Source organism: Pseudarthrobacter sp. TE9888, assembly GCF_056279345.1.
Genome location: NZ_JBWBRD010000002.1, coordinates 2,935,578 through 2,954,220, shown reverse-complemented (window position 1 = coordinate 2,954,220; position 18,643 = coordinate 2,935,578). Strand labels below are relative to the sequence as shown.

18 protein-coding genes are annotated in these 18,643 nt (G+C 67.1%); 6 read left to right on the top strand and 12 right to left on the bottom strand.

Annotated elements, in window-relative coordinates:
* Window positions 1–61 precede the first annotated feature (61 nt).
* Window positions 62–1,531, top strand: a complete 1,470-nt coding sequence (locus tag ACZ9J7_RS14220) for a lipase maturation factor family protein (protein WP_476210275.1) — start codon at window positions 62–64, stop codon at window positions 1,529–1,531.
* On the opposite strand, the gene ACZ9J7_RS14215 is transcribed toward ACZ9J7_RS14220, so the two are convergent.
* The 7 genes from ACZ9J7_RS14215 to ACZ9J7_RS14185 are packed head-to-tail and all read right to left on the bottom strand — an operon-like array spanning window position 1,532 to window position 9,454.
* Complete coding sequence (locus ACZ9J7_RS14215) at window positions 1,532–2,371, bottom strand: HpcH/HpaI aldolase/citrate lyase family protein (RefSeq protein ID WP_476210274.1); 840 nt, start codon at window positions 2,369–2,371, stop codon at window positions 1,532–1,534.
* A gap of 4 nt (window positions 2,372–2,375) precedes the next feature.
* A complete protein-coding gene (locus tag ACZ9J7_RS14210; RefSeq protein WP_476210273.1) occupies window positions 2,376–2,927 on the bottom strand; it encodes a MaoC family dehydratase in 552 nt (183 codons plus the stop codon).
* Window positions 2,924–3,706, bottom strand: coding sequence for a CoA transferase subunit B (locus ACZ9J7_RS14205; protein ID WP_476210272.1), 783 nt, complete (start codon window positions 3,704–3,706; stop codon window positions 2,924–2,926). The genes ACZ9J7_RS14210 and ACZ9J7_RS14205 overlap by 4 nt, the downstream gene beginning before the upstream one ends.
* The gene (locus tag ACZ9J7_RS14200; RefSeq protein ID WP_476211862.1) at window positions 3,703–4,467 is read right to left on the bottom strand and encodes a CoA transferase subunit A; all 765 of its coding nucleotides are present in this window, start codon (window positions 4,465–4,467) and stop codon (window positions 3,703–3,705) included. The genes ACZ9J7_RS14205 and ACZ9J7_RS14200 overlap by 4 nt, the downstream gene beginning before the upstream one ends.
* A 19-nt stretch (window positions 4,468–4,486) precedes the next feature.
* A complete protein-coding gene (locus ACZ9J7_RS14195; RefSeq protein ID WP_476210271.1) occupies window positions 4,487–5,650 on the bottom strand; it encodes an acyl-CoA dehydrogenase family protein in 1,164 nt (387 codons plus the stop codon).
* 2 nt (window positions 5,651–5,652) lie between these two features.
* A complete protein-coding gene (locus ACZ9J7_RS14190; protein ID WP_476210269.1) occupies window positions 5,653–7,839 on the bottom strand; it encodes an acetyl/propionyl/methylcrotonyl-CoA carboxylase subunit alpha in 2,187 nt (728 codons plus the stop codon).
* A gap of 7 nt (window positions 7,840–7,846) precedes the next feature.
* Window positions 7,847–9,454: a carboxyl transferase domain-containing protein gene (locus ACZ9J7_RS14185; RefSeq protein ID WP_476210267.1), complete on the bottom strand. Its 1,608-nt coding sequence runs from the start codon at window positions 9,452–9,454 to the stop codon at window positions 7,847–7,849.
* 147 nt (window positions 9,455–9,601) lie between these two features.
* On the opposite strand from ACZ9J7_RS14185, the gene ACZ9J7_RS14180 reads away from it, so the two are divergent.
* Window positions 9,602–10,240, top strand: a complete 639-nt coding sequence (locus ACZ9J7_RS14180) for an SACE_7040 family transcriptional regulator (protein WP_476210265.1) — start codon at window positions 9,602–9,604, stop codon at window positions 10,238–10,240.
* A 92-nt stretch (window positions 10,241–10,332) separates the two neighbouring features.
* Here ACZ9J7_RS14180 and ACZ9J7_RS14175 read toward each other — a convergent pair whose 3' ends face one another.
* From ACZ9J7_RS14175 to pdhA, 3 genes are read right to left on the bottom strand one after another with little or no spacing between them, the layout of a single operon-like run.
* Window positions 10,333–11,754, bottom strand: a complete 1,422-nt coding sequence (locus ACZ9J7_RS14175) for a dihydrolipoamide acetyltransferase family protein (protein WP_476210263.1) — start codon at window positions 11,752–11,754, stop codon at window positions 10,333–10,335.
* Window positions 11,751–12,761, bottom strand: coding sequence for an alpha-ketoacid dehydrogenase subunit beta (locus tag ACZ9J7_RS14170; protein WP_476210262.1), 1,011 nt, complete (start codon window positions 12,759–12,761; stop codon window positions 11,751–11,753). Before ACZ9J7_RS14170 ends, ACZ9J7_RS14175 begins: the two co-directional genes overlap by 4 nt.
* Window positions 12,761–13,930, bottom strand: coding sequence for a pyruvate dehydrogenase (acetyl-transferring) E1 component subunit alpha (gene pdhA / locus ACZ9J7_RS14165; RefSeq protein WP_476210261.1), 1,170 nt, complete (start codon window positions 13,928–13,930; stop codon window positions 12,761–12,763). The genes ACZ9J7_RS14170 and pdhA overlap by 1 nt, the downstream gene beginning before the upstream one ends.
* Window positions 13,931–14,123: 193 nt before the next feature.
* Here pdhA and ACZ9J7_RS14160 point away from each other — a divergent pair, with 193 nt between their 5' ends.
* The 4 genes from ACZ9J7_RS14160 (at window position 14,124) to ACZ9J7_RS14145 (ending at window position 16,485) form a co-directional block, all read left to right on the top strand.
* The gene (locus tag ACZ9J7_RS14160) at window positions 14,124–14,597 is read left to right on the top strand and encodes an Lrp/AsnC family transcriptional regulator (RefSeq protein ID WP_476210260.1); all 474 of its coding nucleotides are present in this window, start codon (window positions 14,124–14,126) and stop codon (window positions 14,595–14,597) included.
* Between the two features lie 135 nt (window positions 14,598–14,732).
* Window positions 14,733–15,296, top strand: a complete 564-nt coding sequence (locus ACZ9J7_RS14155; protein WP_476210258.1) for a hypothetical protein — start codon at window positions 14,733–14,735, stop codon at window positions 15,294–15,296.
* Between the two features lie 147 nt (window positions 15,297–15,443).
* A complete protein-coding gene (locus ACZ9J7_RS14150) occupies window positions 15,444–15,848 on the top strand; it encodes a DUF4383 domain-containing protein (protein WP_476210257.1) in 405 nt (134 codons plus the stop codon).
* A gap of 16 nt (window positions 15,849–15,864) precedes the next feature.
* A complete protein-coding gene (locus ACZ9J7_RS14145; RefSeq protein WP_476210255.1) occupies window positions 15,865–16,485 on the top strand; it encodes a hypothetical protein in 621 nt (206 codons plus the stop codon).
* Between the two features lie 136 nt (window positions 16,486–16,621).
* On the opposite strand, the gene ACZ9J7_RS14140 is transcribed toward ACZ9J7_RS14145, so the two are convergent.
* Together ACZ9J7_RS14140 and ACZ9J7_RS14135 are read right to left on the bottom strand one after the other, a co-directional pair.
* Window positions 16,622–18,238, bottom strand: coding sequence for a solute symporter family protein (locus ACZ9J7_RS14140; RefSeq protein WP_476210254.1), 1,617 nt, complete (start codon window positions 18,236–18,238; stop codon window positions 16,622–16,624).
* Window positions 18,235–18,615 carry a DUF485 domain-containing protein gene (locus tag ACZ9J7_RS14135; protein ID WP_476210253.1) on the bottom strand — a complete coding sequence of 127 codons (381 nt, stop codon included), beginning with the start codon at window positions 18,613–18,615 and terminating at the stop codon, window positions 18,235–18,237. Before ACZ9J7_RS14135 ends, ACZ9J7_RS14140 begins: the two co-directional genes overlap by 4 nt.
* Between the last annotated feature and the right edge of the window lie 28 nt (window positions 18,616–18,643).

The following is an 18,643-nucleotide window of genomic DNA, read 5'->3' as shown; positions in this document are numbered from 1 at the left end:
CCCGGCCCTGACCTGCTGTTGGACCCTTGACCGGCACGGGGCCGCGCGTAACGTGGAAGGCGTGGACTGGCTGTGGTGGTTTGATGCGCCGGAATACCAATTCGCCCGGCAGGTGCTGCAACGGGGTGTCGCGGCGCTCTATTTCGTGGCGTTCCTGTCCACCCTGAACCAGTTCCCCGCCCTGCTCGGCGAGCGCGGGCTGCTGCCGGTGCCGGCGCTCGTGGCCGGGTTCAGCCGGTTGCGGCGCCCGACGCTGTTCCGCTGGCGGTACTCGGACGGGCTGCTGCGCGGAGTTTGCGCCGCCGGCCTGGTGGTGTCGGCGCTGCTGGTGGCCGGGATCCCGCAGCTGGGCCCGCCCTGGGTGCCGCTGCTTGCGTTCCTGTCCCTGTGGCTGCTGTACATGTCCATCGTGAACGTGGGGCAGACTTTCTACGGGTTCGGCTGGGAAATGCTGCTCCTGGAGGCGGGTTTCACGGTGGGCTTCCTGGGTTCCAACCAGACGGAGCCGCCCCGGACCATCCTGATCCTGACCGTGTGGCTGGTGTTCCGGCTGGAGTTCGGCGCGGGAATGATCAAGATCCGCGGCGGCAGGGAGTGGCGCGACCTGACCGCCCTGTACTACCACCATGAAACCCAGCCCATGCCCGGGCCGTTGAGCCGGCAGGCGCACCTGCTGCCCAGGCCGCTGCACCGGATCGAGGTGGTGGGCAACCACATCGCCCAGCTGGTGGTGCCGTTCCTGCTGTTCGCACCCCAGCCGGTGGCGGGCGTCGCTGCTGGGGTGGTGGTGGTGACCCAGCTGTGGCTGGTGGCCAGCGGCAACTTCGCCTGGCTCAACTGGATGGCGATCGTGCTGGCGTTCGCGGCCGTCAGCGACCCCGTGGCGCACGCCGTGTTTCCGGCCATCCCCGCGGACTGGAGCGCCGCCACGGGCGCCAGGCCGGAAACCCCGCTGTGGTGGCTGGCCGTCACCCTGGCGGCGTCGGTCCTGCTGCTGGTGCTGAGCTACTGGCCGTTGCGGAACCTCTTCTCCCGCCGGCAGCTGATGAACGCCAGCTTCAACCGGTGGCAGCTGGTCAATGCCTACGGGGCGTTCGGCACAGTGACCAAACAGCGCATCGAGATCGTGGTGGAGGGCACGCTGGATGAGGATCCCGATGACGGTTCGGACTGGCGCGAGTACGGCTTTAAGGGCAAGCCGGGGGACGTCCGCCGGATCCCGCGGCAGTGGGCCCCCTACCACCTGCGGCTGGACTGGCTGATGTGGTTCCTGCCCCTGCGGACGGTGCACGAGGAATGGTTCTACGCCTTCCTGGGCAAGCTGCTGGCGGCGGACCGGCAGATGTTGCGGCTGCTGCGGAAGGACCCGTTCGACGGCGCCGCGCCACGTTGGGTGCGCGTGCGCAGCTTCCATTACCGCTTCGCCGGCCGGAAGGAGTTCCGGGAAACGGGGAACCGCTGGGTACGGACGCTGCTGTATGAGCCGATCCCGGCCACGTCCCTCCGGCGGCCGGAGGGACGGCAGCGGTAGTTATGCCTCCACGGCGGCGCGCCGGACGATCTCCTGGGCGTGCTTGAGGATGGGGCCGTCGATCATTTTGCCCTGGTACTTGAAGACCCCGGAGCCCGCCGACGCGGCAGCGTCCAGCAGGGCGGTAGCTGCGGCCACCTCATCGGCCGAGGGCGCATAGGCCTTGCGGACCACGGCTGCCTGGCTGGGATGGATGCAGGCCTTGGAACTGAAGCCGGAGGCGACGGCGTCGGCCGCTTCCGCAGCCAGCCCGTCGAGGTCCGGGATGTTGGTGTACACGGCGTCCACTGCTTCCTTGCCGTGGGCGCGCGCTGCCAGGAGCACTGACGAGCGGGCGTGCAGCGCCACTGCCCGGTAGCCGCCGTCGTCCGTCCGGCTGGACGTACCGCCCAGGGAAGCCAGCAGGTCCTCGGCCCCCCACATCAGGCCCACCACGTTGGGGGCAGCAGCGATGGCAGGGGCGTTGAGCACACCCAGGGCCGTTTCGCACAGCGCAATCACCTGGTAGCCCTCCAGCGCCTTGAGCTGGTCGGCCGATTCCGCCTTGGCCAGCATGATGGTGCGGTAGGGCGTGTGCGCCAGGCAGTGCAGGTCCTTTTCGAAATCCTCGGTGCCCACGGGGTTCACCCTGACGATGGTGCAGCTGGGCTCAAGCTCGGGTTCCACGCCGGTGGTTCCCAGTTGGGCCAGGATGGCGCCGCGGGCCCGCTGCTTGTCCGCCGGCGCCACCGCGTCCTCGAGGTCCAGGATGACCGCGTCCGCCCGGGCCGCGGCCTTTTGGTAGCGCTCGGGACGGTCGGCGGGGCAGAAGAGCAGGGCGGGGCCCATCACAAAGGTCATAAGGCTATTCTCCGACGTTTTGGCTGCTCTGCGCGTTCTGATGGGCCTCCCGTGTCCACATCAGGCAGCTGCGGGTGGCCCGTGCCACTACGGCTCCGTCCTGGTTGCGGCCGGTGTGCTCCATGGTCACGATGCCCTGGCCCGGGCGTGAGGCCGAAAGCCTCCTGCCGGTGACGACTGTCTCCGTGTACAGCGTGTCCCCGTGGTACAGCGGGTGCGGGAAGGAAACGTCCGTCAGGCCCAGCTGGGCGATGATGGTCCCCTGGGTCAGCTGGGTGACGGACTGGCCCACCATGGTGGCCAGCGTGAACATGGAGTTCATTAGCCGTTGCCCGAAAGGCTGGCCGGCGCTCCAGGCGGCGTCCAGGTGCAGCGCCTGGGTGTTCATGGTCAGGGTGCTGAACAGGACGTTGTCCGTCTCCGTCACCGTCCTGCCGGGACGGTGGGCGTACACCAGCCCCTCCTCCAGTTCGTCGAAGTACAGCCCGCGCTGCTCGATGACGCGCCGGCCGCCGTCGGGCGCAGCGTTGCCGTCCATGGGGTTGCTGCCGGTCATACGGTGAGTTCCCTGTCTTCCTCGAACAGATCCGCACCGGTGGCGGACACTACATCCTCTACCGAGACGTTGGGGGCCAGTTCGCTCAGGACCAGCCGTGATCCGCTGCCGTCCCGGACGACGTCGATGACGGCCAGGTCCGTGATGATCCGGTCCACGCAGCCCTTTCCGGTCAGCGGGAGGGAGCATTCCGTCACGATCTTGGGTTTGCCGTTGCGGTCAACATGCTCCATCATCACGATCACGCGCTTGGCCCCGAACACCAGGTCCATGGCCCCGCCCATTCCCTTGACCATTTTTCCCGGGATCATCCAGTTGGCCAGGTCACCGTTGGCGGCCACCTCCATGGCGCCGAGCACGGCCACGTCAACGTGGCCGCCGCGGATCATGCCGAAGGACGTGGCCGAGTCGAAGAACGCCGCTCCCCTGTTGACGGTCACGGTCTCCTTGCCGGCGTTGATCAGGTCGGGGTCGATTGCGTCCTCCGCCGGGTAGGGGCCGACGCCGAGGATGCCGTTCTCGGAGTGCAGCACCACCTCCACTCCGTCCGGGATGTAGTTGGGGATCAGGGTGGGCATCCCGATGCCCAGGTTCACGTACTGGCCGTTGCGGAGTTCCTTGGCCACCCGGGCGGCCAGCTCGTTCCGCGTCCAGCCTTTTGTTTCCGCCGCCGATGCCGAATCACCGGCACCGGTGTGCTGCCGGGAACCGGGCCGCCGGTATTCCGGACGTACGGCTTCGGGCCGCGGGGCGTCGGGGCTGTTAGGATCCATGGTCATGCTCCTGCCTGGTTGAGTGCCACCGTCCGCTTTTCGATCCGCTTTTCCCCGTCCTGGGCCAGGACCACCCGCTGGACGAAAATGCCGGGGGTGTGGATATGTTCGGGGTCCAGTTCGCCGGGCTCCACGAGTTCCTCCACCTCGGCGATGGTGATGCGCCCTGCCATGGCGCACAGCGGGTTGAAGTTCATGGCCGTGGCGTGGAAGACCAGGTTGCCGTGCCGGTCGCCCTTCCACGCGTGCACCAGCCCGAAGTCCGGTGTGAGCGACTCTTCCAGGACGTAGTCCACTCCCCCGAAGGGGCGCACTTCCTTCGCGGAGGAGGCCACCGCGATCCCGCCGTTGGCGTCGTACTTCTGCGGCAGGCCGCCGTCGGACACCTGCGTGCCTACCCCCGCCTTGGTATAGAACGCCGGGATCCCGGCCCCGCCGGCCCGCAGCTTCTCGGCCAGCGTGCCCTGCGGGGTGAGCACCACCTCGAGCTCGCCGGCAAGGTACTGGCGGGCGAACTCCTTGTTCTCGCCTACGTAGGAGCTGATGGTGCGGCGGATGCGGCCGTCGCGAAGCAGGATGCCGAGCCCCCAGTCATCCACGCCGCAATTGTTGCTGACGGTTTCCAGGTCCGTGGTGCCGGCCCGGTGGAGGGCGTCGATCAGGGCCACAGGGATTCCGCAGAGCCCGAATCCGCCCACGGCCAGCGAGGCGCCATCGGGGATGTCCGCGACGGCTTCGTCAGCGCTCGCAACAACCTTGTCAATCATCATTGATCCTTTCGGCCGGCTAGAGTCCCAGTTCGCGGGCGATCAGCATCAGCTGGACCTCCGTGGTGCCCTCCCCCACTTCAAGGATCTTGGAGTCGCGGTAGTGACGTGCCACGGTGAACTCGTTGATGAAGCCATAGCCGCCGAATACCTGGGTGGCATCCCTCGCATTGTCCATGGCCGCCTCGCCTGCGACCATCTTAGCGATGGCCGCCTGGGTCTTGAACGGCTTGCCGGCAAGCATCCGGGCGGCCGCGTCGTAGTACGCCAGGCGGGCGGTATGGGCGCGCGCCTCCATCCGGGCGATCTTGAAGGAGATGGCCTGGTACTTGCCGATTTCGTGGCCGAAAGCACGGCGCTCGCGGGCGTACCTGACGGACTGGTCCACGCAGCCCTGCGCGGCACCTGTGGCCAGGGCGGCGATGGCAATCCGGCCCTCGTCCAGGATGGACAGGAAGTTGGCGTAGCCGCGCCCCTCCGTCCCCAGCAGGTTTTCCTCCGGCACTCGGACGTCCTTCAAGGTGAGGGGGTGGGTGTCCGAGGCGTTCCAGCCCACCTTGTTGTAGGGCTTTTCCGCCTTGAAGCCCGGAGTGTCGGTGGGCACCAGGATGGTGGAGATGTCCTTCTTGATGCTGCCGTCCGGGCGTTCCTGCTGTCCGGTGACGGCGGTAACGGTGACCAGGCGGGTGATGTCGGTTCCGGAGTTGGTGATGAACTCCTTGTTGCCGTTGATGACCCAATGGCCGTCCTCCCGCCGGGCGTGGGTCTTGGTGCCGCCGGCGTCGGAGCCTGCTTCGGGTTCGGTGAGCCCGAACCCGGCGAGCGCCTGGCCGGACGCCAGCATGGGCAGCCATTCCTGTTTCTGTGCGTCCGTCCCGAACCGGTACACCGGCATGGCACCGAGGGACACGCCGGCCTCCAGGGTGATGGCGACGGACTGGTCCACGCGGCCCAGCTGTTCCAGTGCGAGGGCCAGGGCGAAGTAGTCCCCGCCCATGCCGCCGTATTCCTCCGGGAACGGCAGTCCGAACAGGCCCATTTCCGCCATCTGCTTCACCACTTCATAGGGGAAGCTGTGCTCTTCGTCGTGTTTGGCGGACACCGGGGCCACCACGTTGTCCGCGAAGTCGCGGACGGTGTCGCTGAGGTCCTGGTATTCCTCGGTGAGTTCAAAACCGGTCATGGTCAGGCTCCTTCGCCTTGTTCTGCAGCTGCGCCTGTAGCGGTGTCTGCGTCGGTGTGTTCGGGTTCCGCATCCGCAGGGTGGATGGTGGCCAGGATTTGGTCGGCCTTGACAAGGTCACCGATACGGGCGGTGAGGTGGACGGTGCCGGCCAGGGGGGCCACCAGATGGTGTTCCATCTTCATGGCCTCGACGGATACCAGGACCTCGCCCGCCTCCACCGCATCTCCGTCGCTGACCGGGACCGCCACGACGGTTCCCGGCATCGGCGACCGCACCTCGGGATCGGCGGCACCTTCCTGGCGCTGGACTGCCGCGAGCACCCGTTCCAGCCGGGCTTCCCGCGTCAGGCGTTCCAGGCGGCAGGACCAGCCGCCGCTGCCAAGGAAGAGTTGCCCGGGGGCCGTGGCCACCTGGTACTCCCGTGCCGCCCCGCCAAGGGTAAGGACTGAGCTGCCGTCCTCCGCCAGGCTCAGCGCCGCGGCCTGCCGGGCGCCGCCGTCAACAGCAACCACGGCGGTGTCCGCACCGGTGGGACTTCCACTGACCTGAACTGTGGCCACACCGCCGTCGGGCGTTCCCAGGCTGATCCGGCGGGGCGCCGGTGCCCCCAACCGCCAGCCGCTCCTGGCCTGCCATGGCCCACTGGCGGGAGTGGGATGGTTCTCTTCCTCCAGCGAGAGTGAGTACAGCGCGGCAGCCACCAGTTCGTGATCCCCAATGCGCCGAAATTCCAGCGCCGGCATTTTCCGTTCGATCAGTCCGGTGTCCAGTCGCCCGGCGCGGACGTCGGGATCGTTGAGCAGGAGCCGCAGGTACTCGACGTTGGTCTCGATGCCCAGTGCCGTGTAGCCGGCCAGCGCCCTGTCGAGGGTTTCCAGGGCCTCTGCACGGTCTCCGCCCCAGGCGATGACTTTGGCGATCATGGGGTCGTAGTTGGCGGAGAGCTCCAGTCCTTCCACCAGCGAGGAATCCACCCGGACCCGGCTGTCAGCGGCGTTGGGCAGCTCGGCCAGCCGGAGCACCGTCCCGGTGGAGGGAAGGAAGTTCTTCTCCGGCACCTCGGCGTAGACGCGCGCTTCCACCGCGTGGCCGGAAAGCCCGACGTCGGACTGCCGGATGGTGAGCGGTTCACCGGCGGCGATCCGCACCTGCCATTCCACCAGGTCGACGCCCGTCACCATTTCCGTGACGGGGTGCTCCACCTGCAGCCGGGTGTTCATCTCCATGAAGAAGAACTCATCCGGTGCGTTGTCCGAGACCAGGAACTCCACGGTTCCGGCCCCGGTGTAGTTCACGCTGCGGGCTGCGTTGCAGGCGGCCTCGCCGATCCGCGCACGCACGTCCGCCCCGTTGGGCAGACCCTCCAGCAGGGGCGACGGGGCTTCCTCGATGACCTTCTGGTGCCGCCGCTGCAGGGAGCATTCGCGTTCGCCCAGGTGGATGACATTGCCGTGGCCGTCCGCCAGCACCTGGACTTCGATATGCCGCGGTGTGGTCACCAGGCGCTCCAGGAAAAGGGTGTCGTCACCGAACGCGGCGGCGGCCACCCGCCGTGCGGTGGCCAGGGCGGCGGGCAGGTCCGCCGGCTTTTCGACGACGTGCATGCCTTTGCCGCCGCCTCCGGCGGAGGGCTTGATCAGGAGCGGGTAGCCGACGGCGCCGGCGGCTTCCTCAAGCTCACTGTCCGTCATGCCGGGCCTGGCGATGCCGGGGACAACCGGCACGGAGTAGCCTGCCACATGGTTTTTGGCGCGGATCTTGTCGCCCATAACGTTCAACGCATCCACGCCGGGACCAATGAAGGCAATACCGGCCTTCCCGAGCGCACGGGCGAAGTCCGCATTCTCGCTCAGGAAGCCGTAGCCGGGGTGGACCGCTTCCGCGCCGGACTGCCGGCAGGCCTCAAGGATGGCGTCAATGCTGAGGTAGCTTTCGGTTGCCGCTGCCGGGCCGATGCGCAGGGCCGTGTCAGCTTCACGGACGTGGCGGGCACCGGCGTCGGCATCGCTGTAAACGGCCACCGAACGGATTCCCAGGGCACGCAGCGTCCGGATGACGCGGCAGGCGATTTCCCCCCGGTTGGCCACCAGGACGGTGCTGAAGAGGGCTGCGCCGCGGTTTTCGGCGCTGCCGGCCTGCGTGCCTGGGGTGGACCGCTGCGTTGCGGTGTTGGTCTGCATGGTCATTGCTGGCTCACATCCGGAAGAGGCCGAAGGAAGTTTCCGGCAGGGGGGTGCGGGAGACGACATCGAGGGCCAGGCCCAGGACGGTGCGGGTATCGGCGGGGTCGATGACGCCGTCATCCCACAGCCGGGCGGTGGAGTAGTAGGGACTGCCCTGGTCCTCGTACTGCCGGCGGATGGGTGCCTTGAAGGCTTCCTCGTCGTCGGCAGCCCATTCCTCCCCCGCCGCCTCGAACTGGTCCCGTTTGACCGTGGCCAGCACGCTGGCGGCCTGGTTGCCGCCCATCACCGAAATCCGGGCCGCCGGCCACATCCACAGGAACCGCGGCGAATAGGCCCGGCCGCACATGGAGTAGTTTCCGGCGCCGAAGGAGCCGCCAATGACCACCGTCAGTTTGGGGACCCGGGCCGTGGCAACGGCGGTCACCATCTTGGCGCCGTTCTTGGCGATGCCGCCCTGCTCGGCGTCCCTGCCCACCATGAAGCCGGAGATGTTCTGCAGGAAGAGCAGCGGGATGCCGCGCTGGTCGCACAGTTCAATGAAATGTGCGCCCTTGAGCGAGGACTCGCTGAACAGCACGCCGTTGTTGGCCACAATCCCTACGGGGTGCCCATCAATCCGGGCGAATCCGGTGACCAGGGTGGTGCCGTAATCCTTCTTGAACTCGTGGAACTTACTGCCGTCCACCAGCCGGGCAATGACCTCGTGGACGTAGTAGGGGGCGTTGACGTCCGTGGGCACGGCGCCGTAGAGCCCTTCCGGGTCCACGGCCGGTTCGACGGCGGGTTCCACCTGCCAGGCGGGCGCGGCCGGAGGCGGCAGGGTGGCAACGATGTCCCTGATGATCTGGAGGGCGTGTTCGTCGTTTTCTGCCAGATGATCGGTGACTCCGGAGATTTTCGAGTGCACGTCGCCCCCGCCCAGTTCCTCGGCGGTGACGATTTCTCCGATGGCTGCCTTTACCAGCGGCGGCCCGCCGAGGAAGATGGTGCCCTGGTTCCGGACAATGACTGTCTCGTCGCTCATGGCGGGGACGTAGGCTCCGCCGGCAGTGCAGGACCCCATGACGGCGGCGAGCTGCGGAATCTTGGCGGCGGAGAGCCGCGCCTGGTTATAGAAGATCCGGCCAAAGTGGTCCTTGTCCGGGAAGACCTCGTCCTGCATGGGCAGGAAGGCCCCGCCCGAATCGACCAGGTAGATGCAGGGCAGCCGGTTTTCCAGGGCGATCTCCTGGGCGCGGAGGTGCTTCTTCACCGTCATGGGGTAATAGGTGCCGCCCTTGACGGTGGCGTCGTTGGAGATGACCAGGACCTGCCGGCCATGCACCAGGCCAATGCCTGCGATGACTCCGGCACCGGGAGCGTCGTCGCCGTACATGCCGTTGGCGGCGAGCGGGGCGATTTCCAGGAAAGGGCTGCCGTCATCCAGGAGCTGGTCGATCCGGTCCCGCGGCAGCAGCTTGCCACGGGCCACATGGCGGTCCCGCGACTTTTGGGGGCCGCCGAGGGCAGCATCTGCCAGCTTCTTCCGCAGCTCCCCCGCGAGCGACGACTGCTCCTCCCGGTTGGCGCGGAAGGACTCGCTTGCCGGGTCGAGCCGGGTGGCCAGGGTCTCCATCGACGCTCCGTCCTTGAGTGGGTCCGGGCGGCCGCCAAGGCCAACTCGGTTAGTGACTAATAACTGAAATTCAGGTTAGTCTCGATTAACTGTGATGTCCAACACAGCATCGCATTGCTAGACTCTGGGACGGCCCAAGGAGGAAAAGTGTCCAGCAATACCGCGCAGCCTGCTCCTGCCGCCCAGGCCCCCACCACCCAGCGCGGCAAGGCCAAGGAGAACCGGCGGCAGGCGTTGCTCTCCGCCGCCGCCTCCCTGTTCGCGGCCAACGGCTTCAACCGGGTTTCACTGGAAGACCTTGGCGCGGCGGCAGGTGTCAGCGGTCCTGCCGTGTACCGCCACTTTTCCGGCAAGCAGGCAGTCCTGGCCGACCTGCTGGTCACCGTGAGCCAGGAACTGCTCGATGGCGGGCGGCAGGTCGTGGAGCGCACGGCCGACCCCCTGGCTGCCCTGCGGCAGCTGGTGGAGTTCCAGGTCAACTTCGCCCTCGGCAAGCCGGACGTGATCCGGGTGCAGGACCGGGACCTTCCGAATCTGTCGGAGCAGGACCAGCTGGCCGTGCGGTCGCTCCAGCGCAGCTACGTGGAAATCTGGGTGGACGTCCTGGCCCGGATCCATCCCGATACCGACGTTTCAGACCTGCGGATGCGGGCCCATGCCACATTCGGGCTCATTAATTCCACCCCGCACTCCGTCCGCAGCCATGGCCGCAGGATGGCCTCGAGGGCCGCGCGTCCCCTCCTGGAGGCCATGGCCATGGCCGCCCTGACGGTGCCCTCGGCCTGATTCGCACCACCCCGGACACCAACGGCCGCTGACCGCACAACCGGCCCCGGACAGCACCGCCTGTGCGGGCCGGGGCCGGTGGTGGGACTCCCTTAGACCATGGTGAGTACCATGCCGGGCTCGGCCAGGATGGCTCCCACGTCCGCCAGGAACCGGGAACCCTGCTCCCCATCCACCAGGCGGTGGTCGAAGGACAGGCTCAACGTGAGCACTTGGCGCAGCGCCACCTCGCCCCGGTATTCCCATGGCATGGTCCGGACAGCTCCGAGGCCAAGGATCGCTGCCTCCCCCGGGTTGAGGATGGGGGTACCGGCGTCGATGCCGAAGACACCGATGTTGGTAATGGAGATGGTGCCGCCGGAGAGGTCAGACGGCGTGGTCTTGCCTGCCCGCGCGGCGTCGGCGAGCGCCCCGAGCTCCTGCGCCAGCCTCGGGAACGGCAGGGCGTCGGCGTCCTTGATATTGGGAACCATGAGCCCGCGCGGTGTGGCGGCGGCGATGCCCAGGTTCACGTAGTTGAAGGTGACGATCTCCTGGTTTTCCTCGTCCCAGCGGGAGTTCAGCGCCGGATTCCGCCCCAAGGCGATCAGCACGGCTTTGGCGGCCAGCGTCAACGGGGTCAGCTTGATTCCCGAGAATTCCCTGCCGGTCTTGAGCTTGGCCAGGAGTTCAAGGCTTGGCGTGACGTCCACGGTCAGGAACTCGGTGGCATGGGGCGCGGTGAAGGCGCTTTGCACCATGGCGGCAGCGGTGTGCTTGCGCACCCCCTTGATGGGCGTCCGGGTCTCCCGCTCCCCCGGCCCGGCTCCAGCTGAAGACGCGGCACCCCGCTCCTGTGGGGCAGGTTCCGCGCCGTGGCCGGAAAACGCCTGCACGTCCTCCCGCGTAATCAGGCCGCCGGGACCGGTCCCCGGAACCTGTGCGAGGTCCAGCCCCAGGTCCTTGGCGAGCTTGCGGACGGGAGGCGTGGATCGGGGACGTTCGGCTGGCCTGGTGTCAGCCGGCGGGGTTTCAGCAGGACCGGTTTCGACGTGCATGGTTTCGACAGGCTTGGTTTCGACAGGCTCAACCACCAGGGGCTTGGTTTCGACAGGCTCAACTACCGGGGCAAAGTTCCGCGCCCGGCGCGTGGGGCGCCCGGAACCTTCGACGACGGCGCCGTACCCCACGAGGTTCGGTTCCCTTTTCGGGGTGTCCAGCGCAGCCTCCCCGGACTCCGCGCCCGCGGCGCCGGACGGCGCCAAAGGTGCGGACCCGGCGTCGTCCGCCACCTCGAAGGAGACAATCGGTTTGCCCACCTCCACCACGGAACCGGGCTGTTCATGAAGTTCTTTGATGACCCCGGCGAAGGGCGACGGGAGCTCCACCACGGCTTTGGCGGTCTCCACCTCGGCGATGACCTGGTTCAGGCTGACGGTGTCGCCGACGTCCACTTTCCAGCTGAGGATTTCAGACTCCGTAAGTCCCTCCCCCAGGTCCGGGAGACGGAATTCCTTAATCATGGTGGCGCTCATCCTTCCAGTCCACTCAGGGAATTGGGGCGGCCAAGGGCACGGTCCACGCCGTCCAGGATGCGGTCCAGGCCCGGGAGGTGGTGCATTTCCAGCTTGGAGTAGGGGTAGGGAATGTCGAACCCCGTCACCCGGACCGGAGCGGCCTCGAGGTGGTAGAAGCACCGTTCGGTGATGCTGGCCGCCACTTCCGCTCCCAGCCCGCCGGACTGGGCAGCCTCGTGCGTGACCACCAGGCGCCCGGTCTTGCGCACCGAGGCCACCACCGGTTCGTAGTCCACGGGGGCCAGCGAGCGGAGGTCGATGACTTCGATGGAGATGCCCTCGTCCGCGGCGGCGGAGGCTGCGTCCAGGGCGGTCTTGACCAGTGGCCCGTATGCCACCAGGGTCACGTCACTGCCGTCGGTCAGCACCCGGGCCTTGTCCATGGGGAGGGTCGAGGCGGGATCTGCGTTCTCGTCCACCTCGCCTTTGTCGTGGTAGCGGCGCTTGGGCTCGAAGTAGAGGACGGGATCGTCACAGGCGATGGCCTGCTGGATGACCGTATAGGCGTCCTGGGGGTTGGCCACGGTGACCACCCGCAGCCCCGAGGTATGGGTGAAGTAGGCTTCCGGGGATTCGGAATGGTGCTCCGGTGAGCCAATGCCGCCGCCGAACGGGACCCTGATGGTGATGGGCATTTTGACGGCCCCACGGGTGCGGTAGTGCAGCTTGGCAACCTGGCTGACGATCTGGTCGAAGGCCGGATAGATGAACCCGTCGAACTGTATTTCCACGACGGGCCGGTAGCCGCGGTAAGCCAGGCCGACGGCGGTTCCCACGATGGCGGACTCCGCCAGCGGGGTGTCCACCACGCGGTGGGTTCCGAAGTCCTTTTGCAGGCCGTCCGTCACGCGGAACACACCGCCCAGGGCGCCGATGTCCTCGCCGAGGAGAACCACCTTGGCGTCGTTTTCCAGCGACTTCCGGAGCCCGGCGTTGATGGCGCGGGCAAAGGTCAACTGGGTCATCAGCGTGCACCTTCCTCTGAAACGGCACCTGCGGGATCGCCGAAGGAGGCCAAATACCGTGCATAGTGGTCCTGCTGGCGTTCCAGCCAGGAATTGGGCGTGCTGTAGACATGCTTGAAGATGTCCATGGGCTGGGGCTCCGGCATGGTGGTGCAGCCGCGGCGCATCTGCGCGGCCACGGTGTCGGCCTTGTCCTTGACGTGCTGCTGCAGCTCCCCGGTCAGCAGTCCCTTGCGCTCGAGGAGGCCGGCCAGCCGGCTGATGGGGTCCTTGGCGGCCCAGTCCTCCAGCTCATTGGCGTCCCGGTACCGGGTGGGGTCGTCGGCGGTGGTGTGCGGCCCCATGCGGTAGCTGACGGCTTCGATAAAGGTGGGGCCGCCGCCGCGCCGTGCGCGGTCAAGGGCCAGCCTGGTGGCGGCCATGACCGCCAGGACATCGTTGCCGTCCACCCGCAGGCTGGGGATTCCGAAACCGGTGGCGCGGTCCGCGAGCTGGATGTGGGACTGCAGGCGCACGGGCTCGGAGATGGCCCAGTGGTTGTTGGTGCAGAAGAACACCACCGGGACCTGGAAGCTGGCCGCGAACACCATGGCCTCGTTCACGTCGCCCTCACTGGTGGCACCGTCGCCAAAGTAGGTGACGGCCACGGCATCGGCACCATCGTTCTGGATGCCCATGGCGTAGCCGGTGGCATGCAGGGTCTGGGCGCCAATGATGATCTGCGGGGTGGCCATGTTGATGCTGTACGGGTCCCAGCCGCCGGAAGCGTTGCCACGCCAAACCCGCAGCAGGTCCGTCAGGTCCACGCCGCGGCAGTAGGCCACGCCGTTCTCGCGGTAGCTGGAGAACACGAAATCGTCCGCGCGCAGCGACCGCCCGGACCCGATCTGGGCTGCCTCCTGCCCCAGGAGCGGCGGCCAGAGGGCAAGCTCACCCTGCCGCTGCAGCGCCGTGGCTTCAACATCGATCCGCCGGATGACGGTCATGTCCTCGAAGAGGGAGCACAGCTGGTCGTCCGTGATGTCCCTGACCCAGAAATCGAACTCCGGGTGGCTGATCCGCTCACCGGCCGGGGTGATCAGCTGGAGGAACTCCGGCCCTGCTGCACCGGCATTTCCTGCGCTTTCGGGGGTACTTGCGCCGCTATGGCCCGTTTGGTCTGTAGACACGATTGCCGCAACCTTCGAACGTCGTTGACCTGTGGTTTTGGGGCTTTTGGCTCCTGCCGCCACCGGCCTTCCGGGCGTCATTGCCCCAGATACTGTGACCCTACTCACAACAGCCAGGAGGTACAACCACTGCTGCCATTACTGAGCAAAGTGCCCTGTCGGGCTCCGCTGCACCGTGCTAGCGTTGCGCATTATGCGAGCTTTGGATGGCACTGACACCCGCCTGCTGGCGGCGTTGGCGCAGGACCCCCGCCGGACGGTGGTGGCCCTCGCCCAGAAGCTGGGCCTGTCCCGCAATACCGTCCAGGCGCGCATGGCCCAGCTGGAAAAGAAGCACGTATTCCTGTCCTTCGAGCGGCGCCTCAATCCGGCAGCCCTGGGCTACCCGCTCATGGCTTTCATTTCGGTCCACGTGCAGCAACAAAAACTTGGGCGGCTGGCAGAGGAAATCGCCGCCATCCCCGAGGTCTTGGAGGGCTACGGGCTGACCGGTTCGGCAGACCTGCTGCTGCGCGTGGTGGCCAGGGACGCGGAGGACCTCTTCCGCATTAACGGCAAGATCCTGGCCTGCGATGGCGTGGAGCGGGCAGACACCGCCCTTGCCATGGGCGAGTTGATCCCCTTCCGGGTGCAGCCGCTGCTGGACCGGGGCTCCGAAGCCGGGTAGCGGCAGCGTCCGGCCACAGCAACAGGGACGACGCCGGCAGGCAGGGTTATAGGCTGGTCCAGTCATGCGCCGGGCCGGGGAGGTCCGGACCACTTCGCCGGCGCCGCAGCGCCTGTTCGACGAAAGGCTTCCCCTTTGAGCAGTTCCCACGGTCCGGGCAGTCCCGAGGATCCGTACCGGCAAGGCCAGGCGGGTTTCACCCCACAGGGGTTGCCCCCGATGCCGGGCCGGCCGGCACCGTTCGGCCTCCCCGGGGAACCACCACCGCCGGGGAGCCGCAAGCGGCTATGGATCATCCTGGGCAGCATTGGCGGGGTGCTGCTCCTGGTGATCCTCGGCGTGGTGATCCTGGTGAATGTGGTGGGCAGTGCCACCAACCAGGCCCGGGGCCTGGCCGATGATTTCACCAAAAAGGTGATTGCCGGTGATACCTCGGGCGCCTACGACCAGTACCTTGACCCTGCCCTGCAGAAGCAGCTTTCCAAGGAGGCTTTCATCTCGGGCGTGCAGAGCCTGGAAATGGACAGTTCCTGCAAGCCCGCCTACACCGACCTCAAGGTGGCCACGGAGAACGGCGTCAAGTCGGCCGAGGTGGTGGGCCAGATCAGCTGCACCGGCAAGAAGGTGGACCTCGCCTACCGGTTCGAGGGCACCGACAAACTGCTGATGACCAACATCAAGCTGCGGCCTGCGGCCTAGGCACCACCAGCCGGACGGTAGAAGGAAAGGGTACTGATCTTTCTACCCATCCGACCCGGTCAATGATCCGAATCGCTTCCGAGGGCCCCACCCAGGGGCCAGTATCCGGCGGGACAATCCACCCGCCCTGAAGGAAGGATTCGGGTCATGCGAAATTCACCCAACCGCCTCGTCGCCTCCGTCTTCGGAGCCGTCTACCTGCTGGTGGGCCTCCTGGGCTTCGCCGTAACCTCAGGCGTCGGATTCGTCGCCACGGAAGGCGCGAACCTCATCATCTTCGAGGTGAACCCGCTGCACAACGTGATCCACCTGGCCATCGGCGCCGCACTGCTCTTCGCCGGACTCCGCGGGATTGACAGCGCACGCACCGTGAACTCCGCCGTCGGCGCCGTCTACCTCCTGGTTGGCATCGTGGGGCTGTTCCTGCTGAATTCGCCACTGAACATCATCGCCCTGAACGGTGCCGACAACGTCCTCCACCTCGCCAGCGCCGTGCTACTCCTCGGCGTGGGCCTGTCCCTGGACAAGTCCCCCGCCGCTGTCCGCGCCTAGCATGCCAAGGTCCGGCATGTCCCCGCTCCGGCCTACGGCACCGGGCGCCCGCCCCGTGATGGTGCAGCCCCCGGCACCCCGGGCGGACTCTTGGGTCCGCCTGGTCACAGGGTTCGCCGGCTTCGGTGCAGCCGCGGTCAACCTGGCCATCTCGTCCAGCTTCTTCGCGGGAGGCTCCCCGGACCCGGCAGGCCTGCTTGCGGGCCTGACGGTCGGCCTGTGGGGCACCGTCCTGCTGGCCGGCGCCGTGGCGTTCCTGGCCAAGGACCGGCTGGCCGGCAACAGGTGGGCGCGGTACGCCCTGGCAGGCGCTGCCGCCGCCCACCTGGCCGCCATTGCGTTCCCCGTATCAACGTCCTCCCGGCTCAGCCTGACGCAGCTGTCGGCGCTGCTGCTGACGCTGATGATCATCGCCTCGCTCGGGTGGCTCCAGCGGCACAGCACACCGCCGGACGGGACGCCGCAGTCAGCAGGGGTCGGCATGCGCCCCGGCAGGCTGTTGTTGGCAGCGTTCGCCGGGGCGGTGCTGGTGGCAGGCATTACGACGCCGGGCCTCGCCGCCTCGACGGCGGGACAGTACGCCGTGCCACACGGTGAACACGGGAACCTGGCACCGGGCGGCCACCACCATCCCTGATCGGCCGCCGGAAAACACACCGGGTCCGTCCCAACGAAAGAGCCTCCGTGCCGCATCCGCGGCAGGAGGCTCTTCACGTGGCACCCGAACAGGTTCCGTGCAGGTTGGCGTGGTCCCTGTTTCCGGGCGCCCCGGTTTAGTGGTCCACCGCCTTTTCGGCACCGATGCCGGTCAGCGAGCGGACTTCCATCTCGGCCTGCTTCGACACGTCCTCACGCCTCTTGTCCAGGGTGGTGCCCAGCCAGCCCAGGAAGAAAGCCAGCGGGATGGAGACGATGCCCGGGTTGCTGAGCGGGAAGAGGGCGAAGTTTGCCCCGGGGATCATGGAGGTCTTCAGTCCCGAGACCACCGGGGAGAAGATGATGAGCAGGATCGCCGAGGCCAGGCCGCCGTACATGCTCCACACCGCGCCCTGGGTGGTGAACTTCCGCCAGAACAGTGAGTAGATGATGGTGGGCAGGTTTGCCGACGCAGCGACGGCAAAGGCCAGCGCCACCAGGAAGGCCACGTTCTGGCCGTTGGCGAAGATGCCGCCCAGGATGGCCAGGATGCCGATGACCACCACGGTGCGCCGGGCCACCCGGACTTCTGTGGCGGCGTCGGCCTTGCCCTTGGCGATGACGTTGGCGTAGATGTCATGCGCAAAGGATGCTGCGGCCGTGATGGTCAGGCCGGCCACCACCGCCAGGATGGTGGCGAACGCCACCGCGGAGATGAAGCCCAGCAGCAGTGGCCCGCCCAGGTGGAAGGCCAGCAGCGGGGCGGCAGCGTTGACGCCGCCGGGGGCGGACTTGATGGTGTCCGCTCCCACCAGGGCAGCTGCACCGTAGCCCAGCACCAGGGTGAACAGGTAGAACAGGCCGATCAGCCAGATGGACCAGACCACGGACTTGCGGGCTTCCTTGGCCGTAGGCACGGTGTAGAAACGCATCAGCACGTGCGGCAGGGCCGCCGTGCCCAGGACCAGGGCCAGGCCGAGGGACATGAAGTCCAGCTTGGAGGTCTCCGTCTTGCCGTACTGCAGGCCCGGGTTGAGGACTGCCGGGTTGTTGGCAGTCTCCACGGCGCCGCCCAGCAGGGCCGAGAGGTTGAAGCCGTAGATGGCCAGGACCCAGAGGGTCATTACGGCGGCGCCGGCGATCAGCAGCATGGCCTTGATGATCTGGACCCAGGTGGTGCCCTTCATGCCGCCGATCAGGACGTACATGATCATGAGGGCGCCGACGACGATGATCACCAGGGCCTGTCCGCCCCAGTCGCTGATACCCAGCAGGAGCGAGATCAGGCTTCCCGCGCCGGCCATCTGGGCCAGCAGGTAGAAGAAGCAGACCGCGAGGGTGGAGATGGCGGCGGCGATCCGGACCGGCCGCTGCTTCAGCCGGAAGGACAGAACGTCCGCCATGGTGAACTTGCCGGTGTTGCGCAGCAGTTCAGCCACCAGCAGCAGCGCCACGAGCCACGCCACCAGGAACCCGATGGAGTACATGAACCCGTCATAGCCGTTGATGGCGATGGCGCCGGTGATGCCCAGGAAGGATGCCGCGGACAGGTAATCGCCGGCGATGGCGGTGCCGTTTTGTGAGCCGGTGAACGAGCGACCGGCGGCGTAGTAGTCGGCGGCGGTCTTGTTGTTCCTGCTGGCGCGCAGCACGATCACCATGGTCACGGCCACGAAGAGGCCGAAGATGCCCATGTTCAGCAGGGTGGTGTCCTTGAGCGCGGCGACATCCACCGCAGCGGGAATTGCGATCATTTGTTGGCTCCGCCCACTCGGTTTGGGTTCTTGTCGAATTCGTGGCCCTCGATCTCGTGCCTGATCTCCGTGGCAATGGGGTCCAGCCGCTTGTTGGAATAGTGGACGTACCAGCCGGTGATCGCGAACGTCGAGACGAACTGGAGCAGGCCCAGGATCAGTCCGATGTTGATGTTGCCCCAAACCTTGGTGGACATGAAGCCCACCGCATAGTCCGCGAGCAGGACATAGGCGAAGTACCACAGCAGGAAGGCCACTGCCATGGGGAAGACAAAGCTGCGGTGACGCTTGCGCAATTCCTGGAACTGCCCGGTCGACTGGACCTGCTCGAAGTCCACGGACGCCGCTGCGTCCGGAGTATGGGCATCATTACCCATCGTTCCTCCTCATTGAGTTGCCGGAACA